This is a genomic window from Streptomyces sp. NPDC012935 (assembly GCF_042900345.1).
Taxonomy (GTDB): Bacteria; Actinomycetota; Actinomycetes; order Streptomycetales; family Streptomycetaceae; genus Streptomyces.
The window spans coordinates 1,210,520-1,225,238 of record NZ_JBIBBC010000001.1 but is presented as its reverse complement, the minus strand read 5'-3'; the positions used below and the strand labels follow the sequence as shown (position 1 = coordinate 1,225,238).

Sequence of the window (14,719 nt, the reverse complement as noted above, 5' to 3'; positions counted from 1 at the left end):
GGACCGGCGGTCGCCTTAAGCCAGGAGGGGCCGCGTGTTGACGCCGGCCACTGCGGGCGGACACCCCCCGGCACGTCCCCTTGCCGCCGTGGGCGACTGCGGGGTCGAAGGGGTGCGCCCACCACCACGGCCGCTTCACCGGTCATTTTCAAGTGCCGGCCAGGATCATTCAGCCCGTCCGGCGTTTGAGGACGAGGCCGTTCAGGCCGATGGGGGTCCAGGGGGCGCAGCCCCCCGGCGGGGTCGAAGGGGCGGAGCCCCTTCAAGGATGGGACGGGTAGGGGCGGCGGGGGCGAGGGAACTGAGGGGTCACGCCGTCGCGGCGTCCGCGGCCGGGGGCGTTGGGGACAGCTGACCGGCGAGCCACGTGGGCACGCCGCCCAGGAGGCGGAAGAGACGTCGCGCCTCCTCCCGCAGCCGCGTCGCTTCCGGCTCGGTCTCCGTGTCGGCCAGCGACGCCAGCGCGGGAGCCGTACCCACCAGATAGCCCAGCTCCTCGCGGATCCGCAGGGATTCGGCGAACCCGTGCCGCGCCTCCGCCAACTCCCCCTCGCGCAGAGCGAGTCCGGCCAGGTGGCGCCACGTGAAGGAGAGAAGGAGCGGATCGGCATGGGCCGTCGCACCCGCATGCGCCCGGCGGTACGCGGCCCGGGCCGCCTGCGGCGAGCGTGCGAGGTTCTCCGCCAGCAGACCGCGGCGGAAGTCCAGCAGCGCCCTCCCCGCCACCCCCGGAGGGATCAGCGCCGCAGCCCGCCCCAACGCGGCCCGCGCCTCGTCGGCCCGGTCGCGCACTGAGTGCAGCGTCGCCGCGTAGGCAAGTTGCCCGCGTTCACAAGCGGCGGCGCCCCGCTCGTCGTCACTGTGAGCGAGCGCCTCGGCCGTACGGAGCGCGTCCTCGGCCTCCTCCCAGCCCTGCTCGGTGTAGAGACAGCGCTCCACCAGCAGCGCCGCCCGCTGGAGCGCGGCCTGCGCGGTGACCGGCTGTAGCAGGGCCGCCGCGTCCGCCCAGCAGGCGCGTGAGCGCAGCCGCCATACCGCGGTCTGGAGTGGATCGTCACCGGCGGTCGTTCCGTTACCAGACATGGCGGTATACGCCACCTTGCCCTCCCCGAGCACACCATTGAGCTGTTGAGTGGTGGCGGCATCTCAGCACGAATCCGCGTGCCCGGCCAAGAGGGTGGGTGAAGGATTTCACAAAGTCGTGGGACAGCGGCGGCACTTGGTGCCATCCGGCGGAGGGCCGGGGTGAGCTCAACTCATCCGCAATGCCAAGAAGAAATCCAGCTTGTCCTCCAGCCGGGAGAGGTCCCGGCTCGTCAACTGCTCGATCCTGCCCACTCGGTAGCGCAGTGTGTTGACGTGCAGGTGGAGACGGGTCGCGCAGCGGGTCCAGGAGCCGTCGCAGTCGAGGAAGGCCTCGAGGGTGGGAATCAGCTCCGCACGGTGGCGGCGGTCGTAGTCGCGCAGAGGGTCGAGGAGGCGGGCCGTGAAGGCTCGGCGTACGTCGTCCGGGACGAACGGGAGCAGGAGGACGTGGGACGCCAGCTCCTGGTGACCGGCCGCGCAGACCCTCCCGGGGCGCGCCGCCGCCACCCTGCGGGCGTGGCGGGCCTCCTCCAGGGCCCCGCGCAGGCCCTCCGCCGAGTGCACGGCCGCGCTGACGCCGAGGGTGACCCGGCCGTCGTCGTCCAGTCCGGCGGAGAGCGGGTCGCGGACCGAGTCCAGGAGCGCGTCGGCGAGGATGCCGGCCTCCGAGCCGTCGTGCTCCGCGGAGACCGCAGGGAGGGGGACCAGGGCGATGGCCTCGTCGCCCGTGTGGGCCACGGCTATGCGGTCGGACGGCTCGGGGCCGGTCGCGTGCGGGTCGACCAGGATCTCCTCCAGGAGGGACTGGGCGGTCGGGCCGGCCTCGATGTCGCTGCCCTCCCATTCGACCCGTGCCACCACGACCTGCCAGTGCGGGGCCGCTCCCAGGCCCGGCAGCAGCACCGGTGCCGCGACCCGCAGGCGCGCGGCGATCTCGGCGGGCGCCGCACCCGTCTGGACCAGTTCGAGGACCTCCTGTGCGAGGCGGCGGCGGACCGTGCGTGCCGCGTCCCTGCGGTCCCGTTCCACCGCGATCAGCTGGGTGACGCCCTGGAGCAGGTCGAGCCGTTCCTCGGGCCAGTCGCTCGCGTCCGCCTCCACGGCCAGCAGCCAGTCCGACAGGACCGTCTCGCGCACGTCCCGCGCCGCCTGCGCCGCGGAGCGGCCGCTGCTGCGGATCGGGAAGAGCGAGTACAGGGTGGTGCCGAGGGTCATCCGGTGCGGGCCGCGGCGGCCCGTGCGGGCGGCCGAAAGGTGCTCCGCCGCCAGCTTCGCGCACACGTCGGCGGGCAGCGCCGGACCCCCGACCTTCGAGCCCGCGATGAGCCGCCCCGCCGGCGACAGCACCCAGGCCTGCAGGTCCAGGTCCGAGCCGAGGAGGTCGAGGACCACGTCCGGGCCGCCGCCCGCGGGGCCCGAGGTCATCATCCGGCGGTGCCGGTCGACCACGGCCGCGAGATCCCCGGCCCGCTCGCCGCTGACCTGCCGTACGACATGCTCGGTGATCGTCGCGAACGCCACCGACTCGTGCACCGCGAAGAGCGGCAGGCGGTGCCGGGCGCAGGCCAGCACCAGGTCGTCGGGGATGTCGCCGAGCTCGGCCTCACCGGCCCCCAGCGCCGCCACGCCGGCCTGGGCCAGGATGCGGACGAAAGGCTCGGAGTCCGCGGCGTTGCGGCGCCACGCCAGTCCCGTGAGCACCAGCTCGCCGCCGGAGAGATAGCGGCTGGGATCCCTGAGGTCGGTGGTCATCACGCCGCGCACGGTGCGGTCCAGCTCGTCCTCGCCGCCGAGCAGCTTGAGGCCCAGCGCGTCGGTGTCCAGCAGTGCGCGCAGCCGCATTCTCGTCGCCGCCGTTCTTTGTCTCGAAATCTACGATGGATCTTGATGGTCTGTGGGTGGGGCCCGGTCGGCGGGCCGATGAGCGGCGCCGGGGGCGGTGCTCGTCGTCTTTCGGACGGTGTCCCAGGTCACAAGCCTGTGCCCGCTGTTTCCAGAGGAAAACGTGGAGGTTACTGGTGACCCCCGTTCATACGAATCTACAAGATGCCCGCCCTGGCCAGCCAACTCCTTCATGGTTTCCGTGACTGACCGCGGTGGAGCACGGCGCTGTGTACTGACGTCAATCCGCGTTAACAGCACATGAACGAGCCGGGCCCGCCGCACCTGATCTGGCTCAAACCGTACGACCCACGAGACGTAGAAGAGAGCCGGTCATGGACTTCCTTCGCCCCGCCAGCTGGGAGGAGGCGCTCGCCGCGAAGGCCGAGCACCCCACCGCTGTGCCGATTGCGGGTGGCACCGATGTGATGGTCGAGATCAACTTCGACCACCGCCGGCCCGAGTACCTCCTCGACCTGAACCGCATCGGCGACCTCACCGAGTGGGAGGTCGGCGAGGACAGCGTGCGGCTCGGCGCCTCCGTCCCGTACACCAGGATCATGGAGGACATGCGCGCCGAGCTGCCCGGCCTCGCCCTCGCCTCGCACACGGTCGCCTCCCCGCAGATCCGCAACCGCGGCGGCGTCGGCGGCAACCTCGGTACCGCCTCCCCGGCCGGCGACGCCCACCCCGCCCTCCTCGCGGCAGGCGCCGAGGTCGAGGTCGAGTCCGCCGAGCGCGGCACCCGACTCATCCCGATCGACGAGTTCTACACGGGCGTCAAGCGCAACGCACTGGCCGCCGACGAGCTGATCCGGGCCGTGCACATCAAGAAGGCCGACGGGCCCCAGCAGTACTCCAAGGTGGGCACCCGTAACGCCATGGTCATCGCCGTGTGCGCCTTCGGGCTCGCGCTGCACCCCGAGACGCGGACTGTGCGCACCGGGATCGGCTCGGCCGCCCCGACACCCGTGCGGGCCAAGGCCGCCGAGGAATTCCTGAACGCGGCCCTCGAAGAGGGCGGCTTCTGGGACAACGGCAAGATCATCACCCCGTCGGTCGCCAAGCAGTTCGCGGAGCTGTGCTCCGGCGCCTGCAACCCGATCGACGACGTCCGGGGCACCGCGAGCTACCGCCGCCACGCGGTCGGAGTCATGGCCCGTCGCACGCTGACCTGGACCTGGGAGTCGTACCGCGGCACCGCCGCCCGCACGGAGGGAGTCGCCTGATGCGCGTCAACTTCACTGTCAATGGACGTCCGCAGGAAGCCGACGACGTGTGGGAGGGCGAGTCCCTGCTGTACGTGCTGAGGGAGCGGCTCGGTCTGCCGGGTTCCAAGAATGCCTGTGAGCAGGGCGAGTGCGGATCCTGCACCGTCCGGCTGGACGGTGTGCCGGTGTGTTCGTGTCTGGTCGCCGCCGGTCAGGTCGAGGGCCGTGAGGTCGTCACCGTCGAGGGGCTCGCCGACTTCGCCAAGCAGCGTGCCGAGCACGGTGGTTGCGCGACCGGCGCCTGCGGTACGTCGCTCCAGGACGCCCAGCAGTGGGCCGCCAAGGGGCAGGACTCGCAGACCGGTGAGGGCACCGAGCTCTCCCCGATCCAGCAGGCCTTCATCGACGCCGGCGCCGTCCAGTGCGGCTTCTGCACGCCCGGTCTGCTGGTCGCCGCCGACGAGATGCTGGAGAACAACCCGAACCCCAGCGACGCGGACATCCGCGAGGCGCTGTCGGGCAACCTGTGCCGGTGCACGGGCTACGAGAAGATCATGGACGCGGTCCGCCTCGCGGCCGCCCGGCAGGGAGAGGCGGTCTGAGCACATGCCCACCAACGGCGCTCCCACCAAGATCACCCAGGGTTCACAGACCAAGGGCGGCATCGGTGAGTCGACGCTGCGCCCGGACGGCACCCTCAAGGTCACCGGCGAGTTCGCGTACTCGTCCGACATGTGGCACGAGGACATGCTCTGGGGGCAGATCCTCCGCTCGACCGTCGCGCACGCCGAGATCGTGTCCATCGACACCAGCGAGGCGCTGGCCATGGCGGGCGTCTACGCCGTCATGACCTACGACGACCTGCCGACCGAGGTGAAGAACTACGGCCTGGAGATCCAGGACACCCCGGTCCTCGCGCACGGCAAGGTACGCCACCACGGTGAGCCGGTCGCGATCGTCGCCGCCGACCACCCGGAGACGGCCCGCCGCGCCGCCGCCAAGATCAAGGTCGACTACCGCGAGCTGCCCGTCATCACCGACGAGGCCTCCGCGACCGCCCCGGACGCGATCCTCATCCACGAGGGCCGCGACGACCACCACATCGGTCACGTCCCGCATCCGAACATCGTGCACCGCCAGCCGATCTTCCGCGGTGACGCGGCGGCGGCCGCCGAGCAGGCGGACGTCGTCGTCAAGGGCGAGTACACCTTCGGAATGCAGGACCAGGCCTTCCTCGGCCCGGAGTCCGGCCTGGCCGTGCCGGACGAGGACGGCGGCGTCCACCTCTACATCGCCACCCAGTGGCTGCACAGCGACCTGAAGCAGATCGCCCCGGTCCTCGGCCTGCCCGAGCGCAAGGTCCGGATGACGCTGTCCGGCGTCGGCGGCGCTTTCGGCGGCCGCGAGGACCTGTCGATGCAGATCCACGCCTGTCTGCTGGCGATGCGCACCGGCAAGCCGGTCAAGATCGTCTACAACCGCTTCGAGTCCTTCTTCGGGCACGTTCACCGCCACCCCGCCAAGCTCTACTACGAGCACGGCGCCACCAAGGACGGCAAGCTCACCCACGTGAAGTGCCGGATCGTGCTGGACGGCGGCGCGTACGCCTCCGCCTCCCCTGCGGTCGTCGGCAACGCCTCGTCGCTGGCGATCGGCCCGTACGTGGTCGACGACGTCGACATCGAGGCCATCGCGCTCTACACCAACAACCCGCCCTGCGGCGCCATGCGCGGCTTCGGTGCGGTCCAGGCGTGCTTCGCGTACGAGGCGCAGATGGACAAGGTGGCCAAGCAGCTGGGCATGGACCCGATCAAGTTCCGGCAGCTCAACGCCATGGAGCAGGGGACCATCATGCCGACCGGGCAGCCGGTCGACTCCCCGGCGCCGGTCGCCGAACTCCTGCGCCGCGTCAAGGCGATGCCCATGCCGCCGGAGCGTCAGTGGGAGTCCAGCGAGGGCGCGGACGTACGGCAGCTGCCGGGCGGTCTGTCCAACACCACGCACGGTGAAGGCGTCGTACGCGGTGTCGGCTACGCGGTCGGCATCAAGAACGTCGGCTTCTCCGAGGGCTTCGACGACTACTCCACCGCCAAGGTGCGCATGGAGGTCATCGGCGGCGAGCCGGTGGCCACCGTGCACACCGCGATGGCGGAGGTCGGCCAGGGCGGTGTCACCGTCCACGCGCAGATCGCCCGCACCGAGCTGGGCGTCACGCAGGTGACGATCCACCCGGCGGACACGCAGGTGGGCTCGGCGGGTTCGACCTCGGCCTCCCGGCAGACGTACGTCACCGGCGGCGCCGTGAAGAACTCCTGCGAGCTCGTTCGGGAGAAGGTCCTGGAGATCGGGCGCCGCAAGTTCGGCTCCTACCACCCCGCCTGGGCCACCGCCGAGCTGCTTCTCGAGGGCGGCAAGGTCGTCACCGACGGCGGCGAGGTCCTCGGCGACCTGGTGGACGTCCTGGAAGGCGAGGCCGTCGAGGTCGAGGCCGAGTGGCGGCACCGTCCGACCGAGGCCTTCGACCTGCGCACCGGCCAGGGCAACGGCCACGTCCAGTACTCCTTCGCCGCGCACCGCGCCGTCGTCGAGGTGGACACCGAGCTCGGCCTGGTGAAGGTGATCGAGCTGGCCTGCGCCCAGGACGTCGGCAAGGCGCTCAACCCGCTGTCCGTCATCGGCCAGATCCAGGGCGGTACGACCCAGGGTCTCGGCGTGGCGGTCATGGAGGAGATCATCGTCGACCCCAAGACCGCGAAGGTGCGCAACCCCTCCTTCACGGACTACCTCATCCCCACGATCCTCGACACGCCGACCATCCCCGTCGACGTGCTCGAACTCGCCGACGACCACGCCCCGTACGGGCTGCGGGGCATCGGCGAGGCCCCCACCCTGTCGTCGACCCCGGCCGTCCTCGCGGCGATCCGGAACGCGACGGGGCTGGAGCTGAACCGCACGCCGGTACGGCCGGAACACCTCACCGGTACGGCGTAGGGATCAGCGAGGAATCCGCGAGGAATCCAGCAAGGCTCTCCGGGCGGCGCCGGGAACGTCACACTTCGCCGCGCCGCCCGGAGGAACCAAGTACCGCACCGCTCGCGGAACTTGACACATCAGCAGTACCAGCACCACAGCAGTACAGCACCACAGCTGCATCCTGATCGTTCGTCTCGGGCCGTCCCCCGGGTCGTGCGGCCGAAGCACCTTCCCAAATCCCGCAGCCACATGCGTGGTTGGTCGACCGTCAGGGCGGTCGACGTGCGGGTGCCCCTTTGAACCTTGGGAGTAGGCCCACATGACCCAGCAGTCACTGGAGCCGGCGACCACAGCCGAAGACGCGGGAGAAGGCACCCGCGTCCCGGCCGGACGGTCCTGGCTCGACCGGTACTTCCACATATCCCACCGGAAATCCACGGTCGCGCAAGAGGTGCGCGGCGGCGTCACGACCTTCATGGCGATGGCGTACATCCTCCTGCTCAACCCGCTGATCCTGTCCGGCAAGGACGCGGCAGGGGACATGCTCGCCCAGAAGGCGCTGATCACCGCGACCGCGTTCGCGGCGGCCCTCACCACGTTGCTGATGGGCTTCTTCGGCAAGGTGCCGCTCGCCCTCGCCGCGGGCCTGTCCGTCTCCGGCGTGCTCGCCTCGCAGGTCGCCCCGCAGATGACCTGGCCGCAGGCCATGGGCATGTGTGTGATGTACGGCGTGGTCATCATGCTGCTGGTCGTCACCGGCCTGCGCGAGATGATCATGAACGCGATTCCACTCGCGCTGAAGCACGCGATCACCATGGGCATCGGCCTGTTCGTCGCCCTGATCGGCTTCTACAAGGCCGGCTTCGTGCACCAGGGCGAGGCGACCCCGGTCACCCTCGGCCCCGCCGGCGAACTGGCCGGCTGGCCCGTACTGCTCTTCGCGGTCACGCTGCTCGCGATCTTCATGCTCCAGGCGCGCGGCATCCCCGGCGCCATCCTGATCGGCATCCTCGGCGGCACCGTGCTCGCCGTGGTCCTCAACGCCTTCGACGTCATCGACCCCAAGCAGTGGGCCAGCGGCGCTCCCGAACTGCACGGCAGCGCGGTGTCCATGCCGGACTTCTCGATCTTCGGCAACGTCGAGTTCGGCGGCTGGGGCGAGGTCGGCGCGATGACCGTCGGCATGATCGTGTTCACGCTCGTGCTCGCCGGGTTCTTCGACGCGATGGCGACGATCATCGGCGTCGGCACCGAGGCCAAGCTCGCCGACGACAAGGGCCGGATGCCGGGCCTGTCCAAGGCGCTGTTCATCGACGGCGCCGGCGGCGCGATCGGCGGCGTCTCGGGGGCGTCGGGCCAGACCGTGTTCGTCGAGTCGGCGACCGGCGTGGGCGAGGGTGCCCGTACGGGTCTCTCCTCGGTCGTCACCGGCCTGTTCTTCGCCGCCTGCCTGTTCTTCACCCCGCTCACCGCGATCGTGCCGGGCGAGGTGGCGGCGGCGGCCCTGGTGGTCATCGGCGCCATGATGATGATGAACGCACGGCACGTGGACTGGTCCGACCGGGCCACCGCGATCCCGGTGTTCCTCACCGTCGTGATCATGCCGTTCACGTACTCGATCACGGCCGGTGTCGCGGCCGGCGTCATCTCCTACGTCGCCATCAAGATCGCTCAGGGCAAGGCGCGGGAGATCGGGGCGTTCATGTGGGCCCTGACAGGCATCTTCATCGTCTATTTCGCCCTCAATCCCATTGAGAGCTGGATGGGCGTGCACTAGCCGGTGCGCCGGTCAGTGTGAACCGCCCTCCGCACAACCGCTGTCAAGGAGACCGAGAGATGTTGGACATCGCCGAGGAGTTGCACCGGTGGGTCGAGCAGGGACGCGACTTCGCCGTGGCCACCGTGGTGGCCGTAGGCGGCAGCGCTCCCCGCCAGCCCGGCGCCGCGCTCGCGGTGGACGCCGACGGCACGGCGATCGGCTCGGTGTCCGGCGGTTGTGTGGAGGGCGCGGTCTACGAGCTGTGCCAACAGGCGCTCGAGGACGGCGAGACCGTCCTGGAGCGCTTCGGCTACAGCGACGACGACGCCTTCGCGGTCGGTCTGACCTGCGGAGGCATCATCGACATCCTGGTCACGCCGGTACGCGCCGGGGACCCGGACCGCTCCGTCCTCGCGTCCGCGCTGCGGGCGGCCGCGAGCGGGGAGGCGGCGGCGGTGGCACGGATCGTGTCGGGCCCGGACGAGCTCAGGGGCCGCGCCCTTCTCGTCGGCCCCGACGGCTCCTATGACGGCGGCTTCGGCGCCCACCCCGAACTGGACCGTACGGTCGCGGCGGAGGCGGGCGCGTTCCTCGACGCGGGCCGCACCGGCACCCTGGAGATCGGCGAACAGGGCTCGCGCTGCGGCGCCCCCCTCACGGTGCTGGTCGAATCCTCGGTCCCGGCGCCCCGGATGATCGTCTTCGGTGCCATCGACTTCGCGTCGGCGCTCGTGCGCATCGGCAAGTTCCTGAACTACCACGTGACCGTGTGCGACGCCCGCCCGGTCTTCGCGACGAAGGCCCGCTTCCCGGAGGCCGACGAGATCGTCACCGAGTGGCCGCACGCGTACCTGGAGCGGACGTCCGTCGACGCCCGGACGGTCCTGTGCGTCCTCACCCACGACGCCAAGTTCGACGTACCCCTGCTCCAGCTCGCCCTGCGCCTGCCGGTGGCGTACGTCGGCGCCATGGGCTCCCGCCGCACCCACCTGGACCGCAACGAGCGGCTCAGGGAGGTCGGCGTCAGCGAACTGGAGCTCGCGCGGCTCAGGTCCCCCATCGGACTGGACCTCGGCGCCCGTACGCCGGAGGAGACGGCCCTGTCGATCGCCTCGGAGATCGTCGCCAACCGGCGCGGCGGCAGCGGGGTTTCCCTCACCGGCGCCCACACCCCGATCCACCACGACGCGACATCGTCACCGGCGGGGCGGATCGGGTCCGTGGCGTGAGGGCCGGCGCAGCACTCGGCCGCGCGCGGACCGCGAGGCCTATCGAAGCGGGCGCCTGCCGCTTCGCCGGAGCTTCATCCCGACGTAGAGGATGTCGGCGATCGCCACGAGCACCCCGATGATCAGCAGGTAGATCAGACCTTCGGCGAGCACTCCGATGAAGCCGAGCACCACCGCCACAAGAAGCAGGAACAAGAACAGTGCCATGGCCGCCTCCTGGGTGGTCGTTGTCGTCAGCGGCGCGCCAGCCGGCGCTCGCCGTCCGCGCCCGGCTGGTACGCCAGCTCGTAGTGCGCGAAGACCGCTCCTTCGTCCCCGGCCGGCAGGACCCCGTCGATGTCGATGGACGGCGCATCCTTGACCAGGGTCTTCGTGTAGGCGACCTTCAGGTATCCAGGGCCGACCGTCGCTCCGGCGAGGGGAACGAAGACCAGGCGGTGCCGAGTCGGCATGCCGACCGTGACGGTTGCGAATGACGGCGCGTCGGTGGCGGTGTCCACATAGATCGACTCCAGTTTGCCGATCTTGCGTGCGCTGTCGTCGACCACGTCGTGGCCGCGCCACTCCCGGATGTCACCGGCCTCGAACATCGCGACCCTCCGCTCGTCGTCCCTTCCGGCCGCGTACCCCCTTTCGCCCTCTCTGCACGACGCGGCCGGCAGGGCAGCGCGCAGGGCCGCGGTGCGTGAGGCGTTCGGCCGGGGGCATACGCGAGAGACGGCACCATCGGTCGATTCCCCTTCCTCAAGGAGGCACACCGTGCTGGGCATCATTGCGGCGGTCCTGTTCTTCATCGCCTTTCTCATCAACGCGGCGGACATATCCACCAACGACGTCTTCACGTCCACCAACGTCATGCTGATCGGGCTCACGTGTCTCGCCCTGCATGTCGCGGGGATCGGCAGCGGCTGGGCGGCGCGGGGCCGCCGCCGCTGAGCGGAACCGAGCCGACCCATTTACATCGATGTACACGCGGCTCTGACCTGAGGCAACGACCACTTGGCGCTGGGTGCGCTGCGCGCCCCGCACGAGCACGGCGTTCGCGTCCCCGGGGAGGTCACCGTCGTCGGCTTCGACGACGTCCAGGCCGGACGCTTCGGCGTGCCCACCCTGAGCACCGTGGCCCCCGACAGGGCCGCGGTGGCCCAGGTCGCCGTCGAACTCCTGCAACACCGGATGGACGAGGCCACCGGGTCCGCCTCGGCAGACGCCATCTCAGCCGGGGTGCGGTCACCTCAGGACCTCGTGGTGGCGCATCGTCCGGTGCTGCGCGAAAGCACGGAGGGTCTCGGTGGGGTGCTGCCTCCGGGCTCTCGGCGGAAGTGATCCTGACCGGGAGGGCCGGGGCGTAGGCCGACGAGGGTGATGCGTAGCAGTTCGAGGGCCGCTGCGTCGGCCGAGCCACACCGGCCCCCACGGCTGAACACGCCCTACCCCCGCCACAGGCGTCCGGGCACAATGAGCGCTGGTTCGCCTCCGCCCGGCGTCGCAGGCGAAACATGACGGCGCTCGGGCTCGTCTTCGCATCCCGCACGGCACCAGCACCACGGCATGCAAGCCCGGCACGCCCGGTCACGGTCGGGCGTGCCCGAAACCGACCGACCGTCCTCGGGGAGATTCGGGATGACAGCACGCCGTACAACCAACAGACGCTCACAACTGATCGCCTGCGTACTGAGTTTGCTCGCACTGGCCGCCGTCACGGTGTCCGGCACCAGCGCGGCGGCAGCGTCCGCTGCGCAGCCGCCCACGCCGTCCTCGGTGCCCGGCCCGGCCTCGGCCGTCACATCACTGGGGATCGACGGGACGGCGTGGGCCGTGGACGAGCGGAGCGGGAAGTTGCGCGTCCTCGCCGACTCGACGGTCACGGACACCGAGTTCGCCCGACTCCGCCACGCCGTCGGCCGGTTCGCCGGTGCGGTCACGCTCGAACGGCTCGACGGCCGGCTGCGCACGCTCCTGTCCGGCGGCGACGGCATCTACGCCGGCGGCCGGCGCTGCACGGCGGGCGTCAACGTGCAGAGCGGGTCCACGTACTACTTCGTCACCGCCGGACACTGCACCGCGGACCTGCCCACCTGGTACACCGGCGCCGCCATGGACACGGCCGTCGGCCCCACCACCGGCAGCAGCTTCCCCGGCAACGACTTCGGGGTCGTCCGTTACACCAACCCGGCCGTACCGCACCCCGGCACCATCGGAACGGTCGACGTGACCGGGACCGCGTCCGCCTACGTCGGCCAACGCGTCTGCACCCGGGGCGCGACGACGGGAGTCCGGTGCGGCGTGGTCACCGCCCTCAACGCGTCCGTGAACTACGGCGGCGGCGACATCGTCAACGGGCTGATCCAGACCAACATCTGCGCCGAACCAGGTGACAGCGGAGGTCCTCTCTACGCCGGCGACAAGGTCATCGGCATCCTCTCCGGCGGCTCCGGCAACTGCGCCACGGGAGGGACCACTTACTACCAGCCGATCCAGGAAGTGCTGAGCGCCTACGGTCTGTCCGTCTACTGACGACACGCGACACGCTTCTCGGTAGCGACGTCGCCCCCCGGTGCCCTGCTGTCCCACGAGCGGTCATTCGCCCTATGTGGGTCCGCCGTTCCGGCTGTTGCCATCGCGTGGCCACAGCCGGTCAGCACTGTGCCTTCCTACGTCAACGTTCGTGACCCGGAGGGCAGATGAGCACAGCAGAGCACCACAGCCGGCTGGACAGACGGGCGCTTTTGCAGGCCGCGGTGGTGATACCCGCGGCCGGCGCGGTGGTCACGGCGGCCGGCGCGGGCCCGGCACAGGCCGACTCGACGACCGTAAGCAGCGGTCGGGCCCGGTTCGACGCGCAGAGTCCACGGTTCGCGCTGGCCGTGCTTCCCGACACTCAGTATCTCTTCGATGCCGACAGTTCCGATCCAGCGCCGCTGCGGGCCACGTTCCAATATCTCGTCGCCGAGCGGGAGGAGGCGAACGTCGCCTTCATGACGCACCTCGGCGATGTCACGGAGCACGGCACCGAGGAGGAGATCGAACTCGCCGCCGACACCTTCCGGGGCATCCACGGCAAGGTGCCGTACAGCGTCCTGGCGGGGAATCACGACATCCGCTCGTCCACGGACGACCAGCGCGGCGATTCCGCCTATCTCGCGGCGTTCGGCCCCGAGCGCTACGCGTCCATGCCGACCTTCCGCGGTGCGTCCCCCGACGGCTACAACAGCTACCACGTGCTGCGCGCGGCGGACCGCGAGTGGCTGGTGCTCGCCCTCGACTGGCGGGTGTCGGACAAAGGGCTGCGGTGGGCGCAGGGAGTGCTCGACACCCATCCCACGCTGCCCGCCGTACTCACCACGCACGACCTCGCCTGGTCGGGCGACGACGGCGCGGCGCAGCTGTCGGACAACGGCAAGCGGCTGTGGGACGGTCTCATCCGTGGCAACGACCAGATCTTCCTGGCGCTGGGCGGCCACTACTGGCCGCCGGGGCGCACCGTTGTGACCAACGACGCCGACAACGATGTCCACGTCCACATCACCAACTACCAGGACCGCTACTACGGCGGCGCCGGCATGATCCGCCTCTACGGCTTCGACCTGGTGCGTGGGGTCATCGACGTCGAGACCTTCTCACCGTGGTTCCTCGCCCGTGACCCCGAGCGGCGTTCACCGCTGGAGGCCGAGACGATCGAACTGACCGGCCCCACCGACCGGTTCAGCCTCAGCATCGACTTCGACGAGCGTTTCAGGGGTTTCGCGCCGGTCCCCGCGCCGAAGCCGCGTCCGGCTACCGCCGTCATGCCCCGGGGCACGGTCGCCTACTGGCGCTTCGACGCCTCCGGGACGACCGCCGCCGGTACGCCCGGTGCCCCCGTGGCCGACGGAGCGCTCGTACGCGACCTCACCGGCAACGGCAACGATCTGACGGTGAGCCGGCTGCACTCGAGCGGACCGGATGCCCTCACGTGGTCCGCCGACCACCACCCGGGCCAGCCGGCGCACGCCAGCCTCCGCTTCGACGGCGCAAAGGGCCCGGACCGCGGCGCCGTCCTCACGACCGCCGCGGGTGCTCCCGTCAACAGCGTGAAGTTCACCCGGGGTTACACCATCGAGACGCACATCATGCTGCCCGAGCCCTTCGAGGGCGACCACAGCTGGATGGGCATCCTGAGCTGGGAGGGCCGCAACGGCGACGCCGGCAAGACCACGGGCTGGTCCCCGCTGGAGCCCACCTGCAGCCTCAACCTGTCTCCGGAGAGATTCCTCCAGTTCGTCGTCTACCCCCACGTCCAGGACGCCGACCCCACGTCCTGGAGCCACGCCGTGCCGGTCGGGCGCTGGATGCACATCGCGCTCGTCAACGACGGCCGGCGCACGGTGATGTACGTCGACGGCTCGAAGATCGCCCGCAACCCGGCACAGCCGTCGACCGGCATCACCACGCTCGGCAAGCCCTTCGTCATCGGCGCGACCCAGTTCGACGAGAAGTTCGGGCAGGGCTTCTACGGATGGATCGGCGACACCCGCATCGTGAACCGGGCACTGTCCACACGCGACTTCCTGACGCCCTTCGGGTGAGTGACGTGCGCA

The 14,719-nt window shown here is 70.6% G+C and carries 12 protein-coding genes and 1 pseudogene; 9 read left to right on the top strand and 4 right to left on the bottom strand.

Annotated features, from left to right (window positions below; translation table 11 throughout):
* Nucleotides 1-309 precede the first annotated feature (309 nt).
* Together ACFY5C_RS05325 and ACFY5C_RS05320 are read right to left on the bottom strand one after the other, a co-directional pair.
* On the bottom strand, nt 310-1,098 hold the full coding sequence (locus tag ACFY5C_RS05325; protein WP_389440594.1) for a hypothetical protein: 789 nt from the start codon (nt 1,096-1,098) through the stop codon (nt 310-312).
* Nucleotides 1,099-1,251: 153 nt separating this feature from the next.
* A complete protein-coding gene (locus ACFY5C_RS05320; RefSeq protein WP_389440592.1) occupies nt 1,252-2,928 on the bottom strand; it encodes a PucR family transcriptional regulator in 1,677 nt (558 codons plus the stop codon).
* 374 nt (nt 2,929-3,302) lie between these two features.
* On the opposite strand from ACFY5C_RS05320, the gene ACFY5C_RS05315 reads away from it, so the two are divergent.
* The 5 genes from ACFY5C_RS05315 to ACFY5C_RS05295 all read left to right on the top strand — a co-directional run bounded on the left by ACFY5C_RS05315 (nt 3,303) and on the right by ACFY5C_RS05295 (nt 10,139).
* On the top strand, nt 3,303-4,196 hold the full coding sequence (locus tag ACFY5C_RS05315) for an FAD binding domain-containing protein (protein ID WP_389440590.1): 894 nt from the start codon (nt 3,303-3,305) through the stop codon (nt 4,194-4,196).
* Entirely contained in the window at nt 4,196-4,780 is a 585-nt protein-coding gene (locus tag ACFY5C_RS05310; RefSeq protein WP_328421739.1) for a (2Fe-2S)-binding protein, read from the top strand. The genes ACFY5C_RS05315 and ACFY5C_RS05310 overlap by 1 nt, the downstream gene beginning before the upstream one ends.
* 4 nt (nt 4,781-4,784) lie before the next feature.
* Nucleotides 4,785-7,169 carry a xanthine dehydrogenase family protein molybdopterin-binding subunit gene (locus tag ACFY5C_RS05305; protein WP_389440587.1) on the top strand — a complete coding sequence of 795 codons (2,385 nt, stop codon included), beginning with the start codon at nt 4,785-4,787 and terminating at the stop codon, nt 7,167-7,169.
* Nucleotides 7,170-7,470: 301 nt separating this feature from the next.
* On the top strand, nt 7,471-8,928 hold the full coding sequence (locus ACFY5C_RS05300) for an NCS2 family permease (protein ID WP_389440585.1): 1,458 nt from the start codon (nt 7,471-7,473) through the stop codon (nt 8,926-8,928).
* Between the two features lie 59 nt (nt 8,929-8,987).
* Entirely contained in the window at nt 8,988-10,139 is a 1,152-nt protein-coding gene (locus ACFY5C_RS05295) for an XdhC family protein (RefSeq protein WP_389440582.1), read from the top strand.
* 39 nt (nt 10,140-10,178) lie between these two features.
* Here ACFY5C_RS05295 and ACFY5C_RS05290 read toward each other — a convergent pair whose 3' ends face one another.
* Nucleotides 10,179-10,346, bottom strand: a complete 168-nt coding sequence (locus ACFY5C_RS05290) for a hypothetical protein (protein WP_389440579.1) — start codon at nt 10,344-10,346, stop codon at nt 10,179-10,181.
* A 26-nt stretch (nt 10,347-10,372) separates the two neighbouring features.
* On the bottom strand, nt 10,373-10,729 hold the full coding sequence (locus tag ACFY5C_RS05285; RefSeq protein WP_389440576.1) for a PRC-barrel domain-containing protein: 357 nt from the start codon (nt 10,727-10,729) through the stop codon (nt 10,373-10,375).
* A 169-nt stretch (nt 10,730-10,898) separates the two neighbouring features.
* Between ACFY5C_RS05285 and ACFY5C_RS05280 the strand changes: the two genes are divergently transcribed.
* From ACFY5C_RS05280 to ACFY5C_RS05265, 4 genes and pseudogenes are all read left to right on the top strand, one after another.
* A complete protein-coding gene (locus ACFY5C_RS05280) occupies nt 10,899-11,075 on the top strand; it encodes a hypothetical protein (RefSeq protein ID WP_328878353.1) in 177 nt (58 codons plus the stop codon).
* 54 nt (nt 11,076-11,129) lie between these two features.
* Nucleotides 11,130-11,465: pseudogene (locus tag ACFY5C_RS05275) on the top strand (substrate-binding domain-containing protein); the annotation flags it as partial.
* 297 nt (nt 11,466-11,762) lie between these two features.
* Nucleotides 11,763-12,656, top strand: a complete 894-nt coding sequence (locus ACFY5C_RS05270) for a S1 family peptidase (RefSeq protein WP_389440573.1) — start codon at nt 11,763-11,765, stop codon at nt 12,654-12,656.
* Nucleotides 12,657-12,823: 167 nt separating this feature from the next.
* Nucleotides 12,824-14,707: a LamG-like jellyroll fold domain-containing protein gene (locus tag ACFY5C_RS05265; RefSeq protein WP_389440571.1), complete on the top strand. Its 1,884-nt coding sequence runs from the start codon at nt 12,824-12,826 to the stop codon at nt 14,705-14,707.
* Nucleotides 14,708-14,719 lie beyond the last annotated feature (12 nt).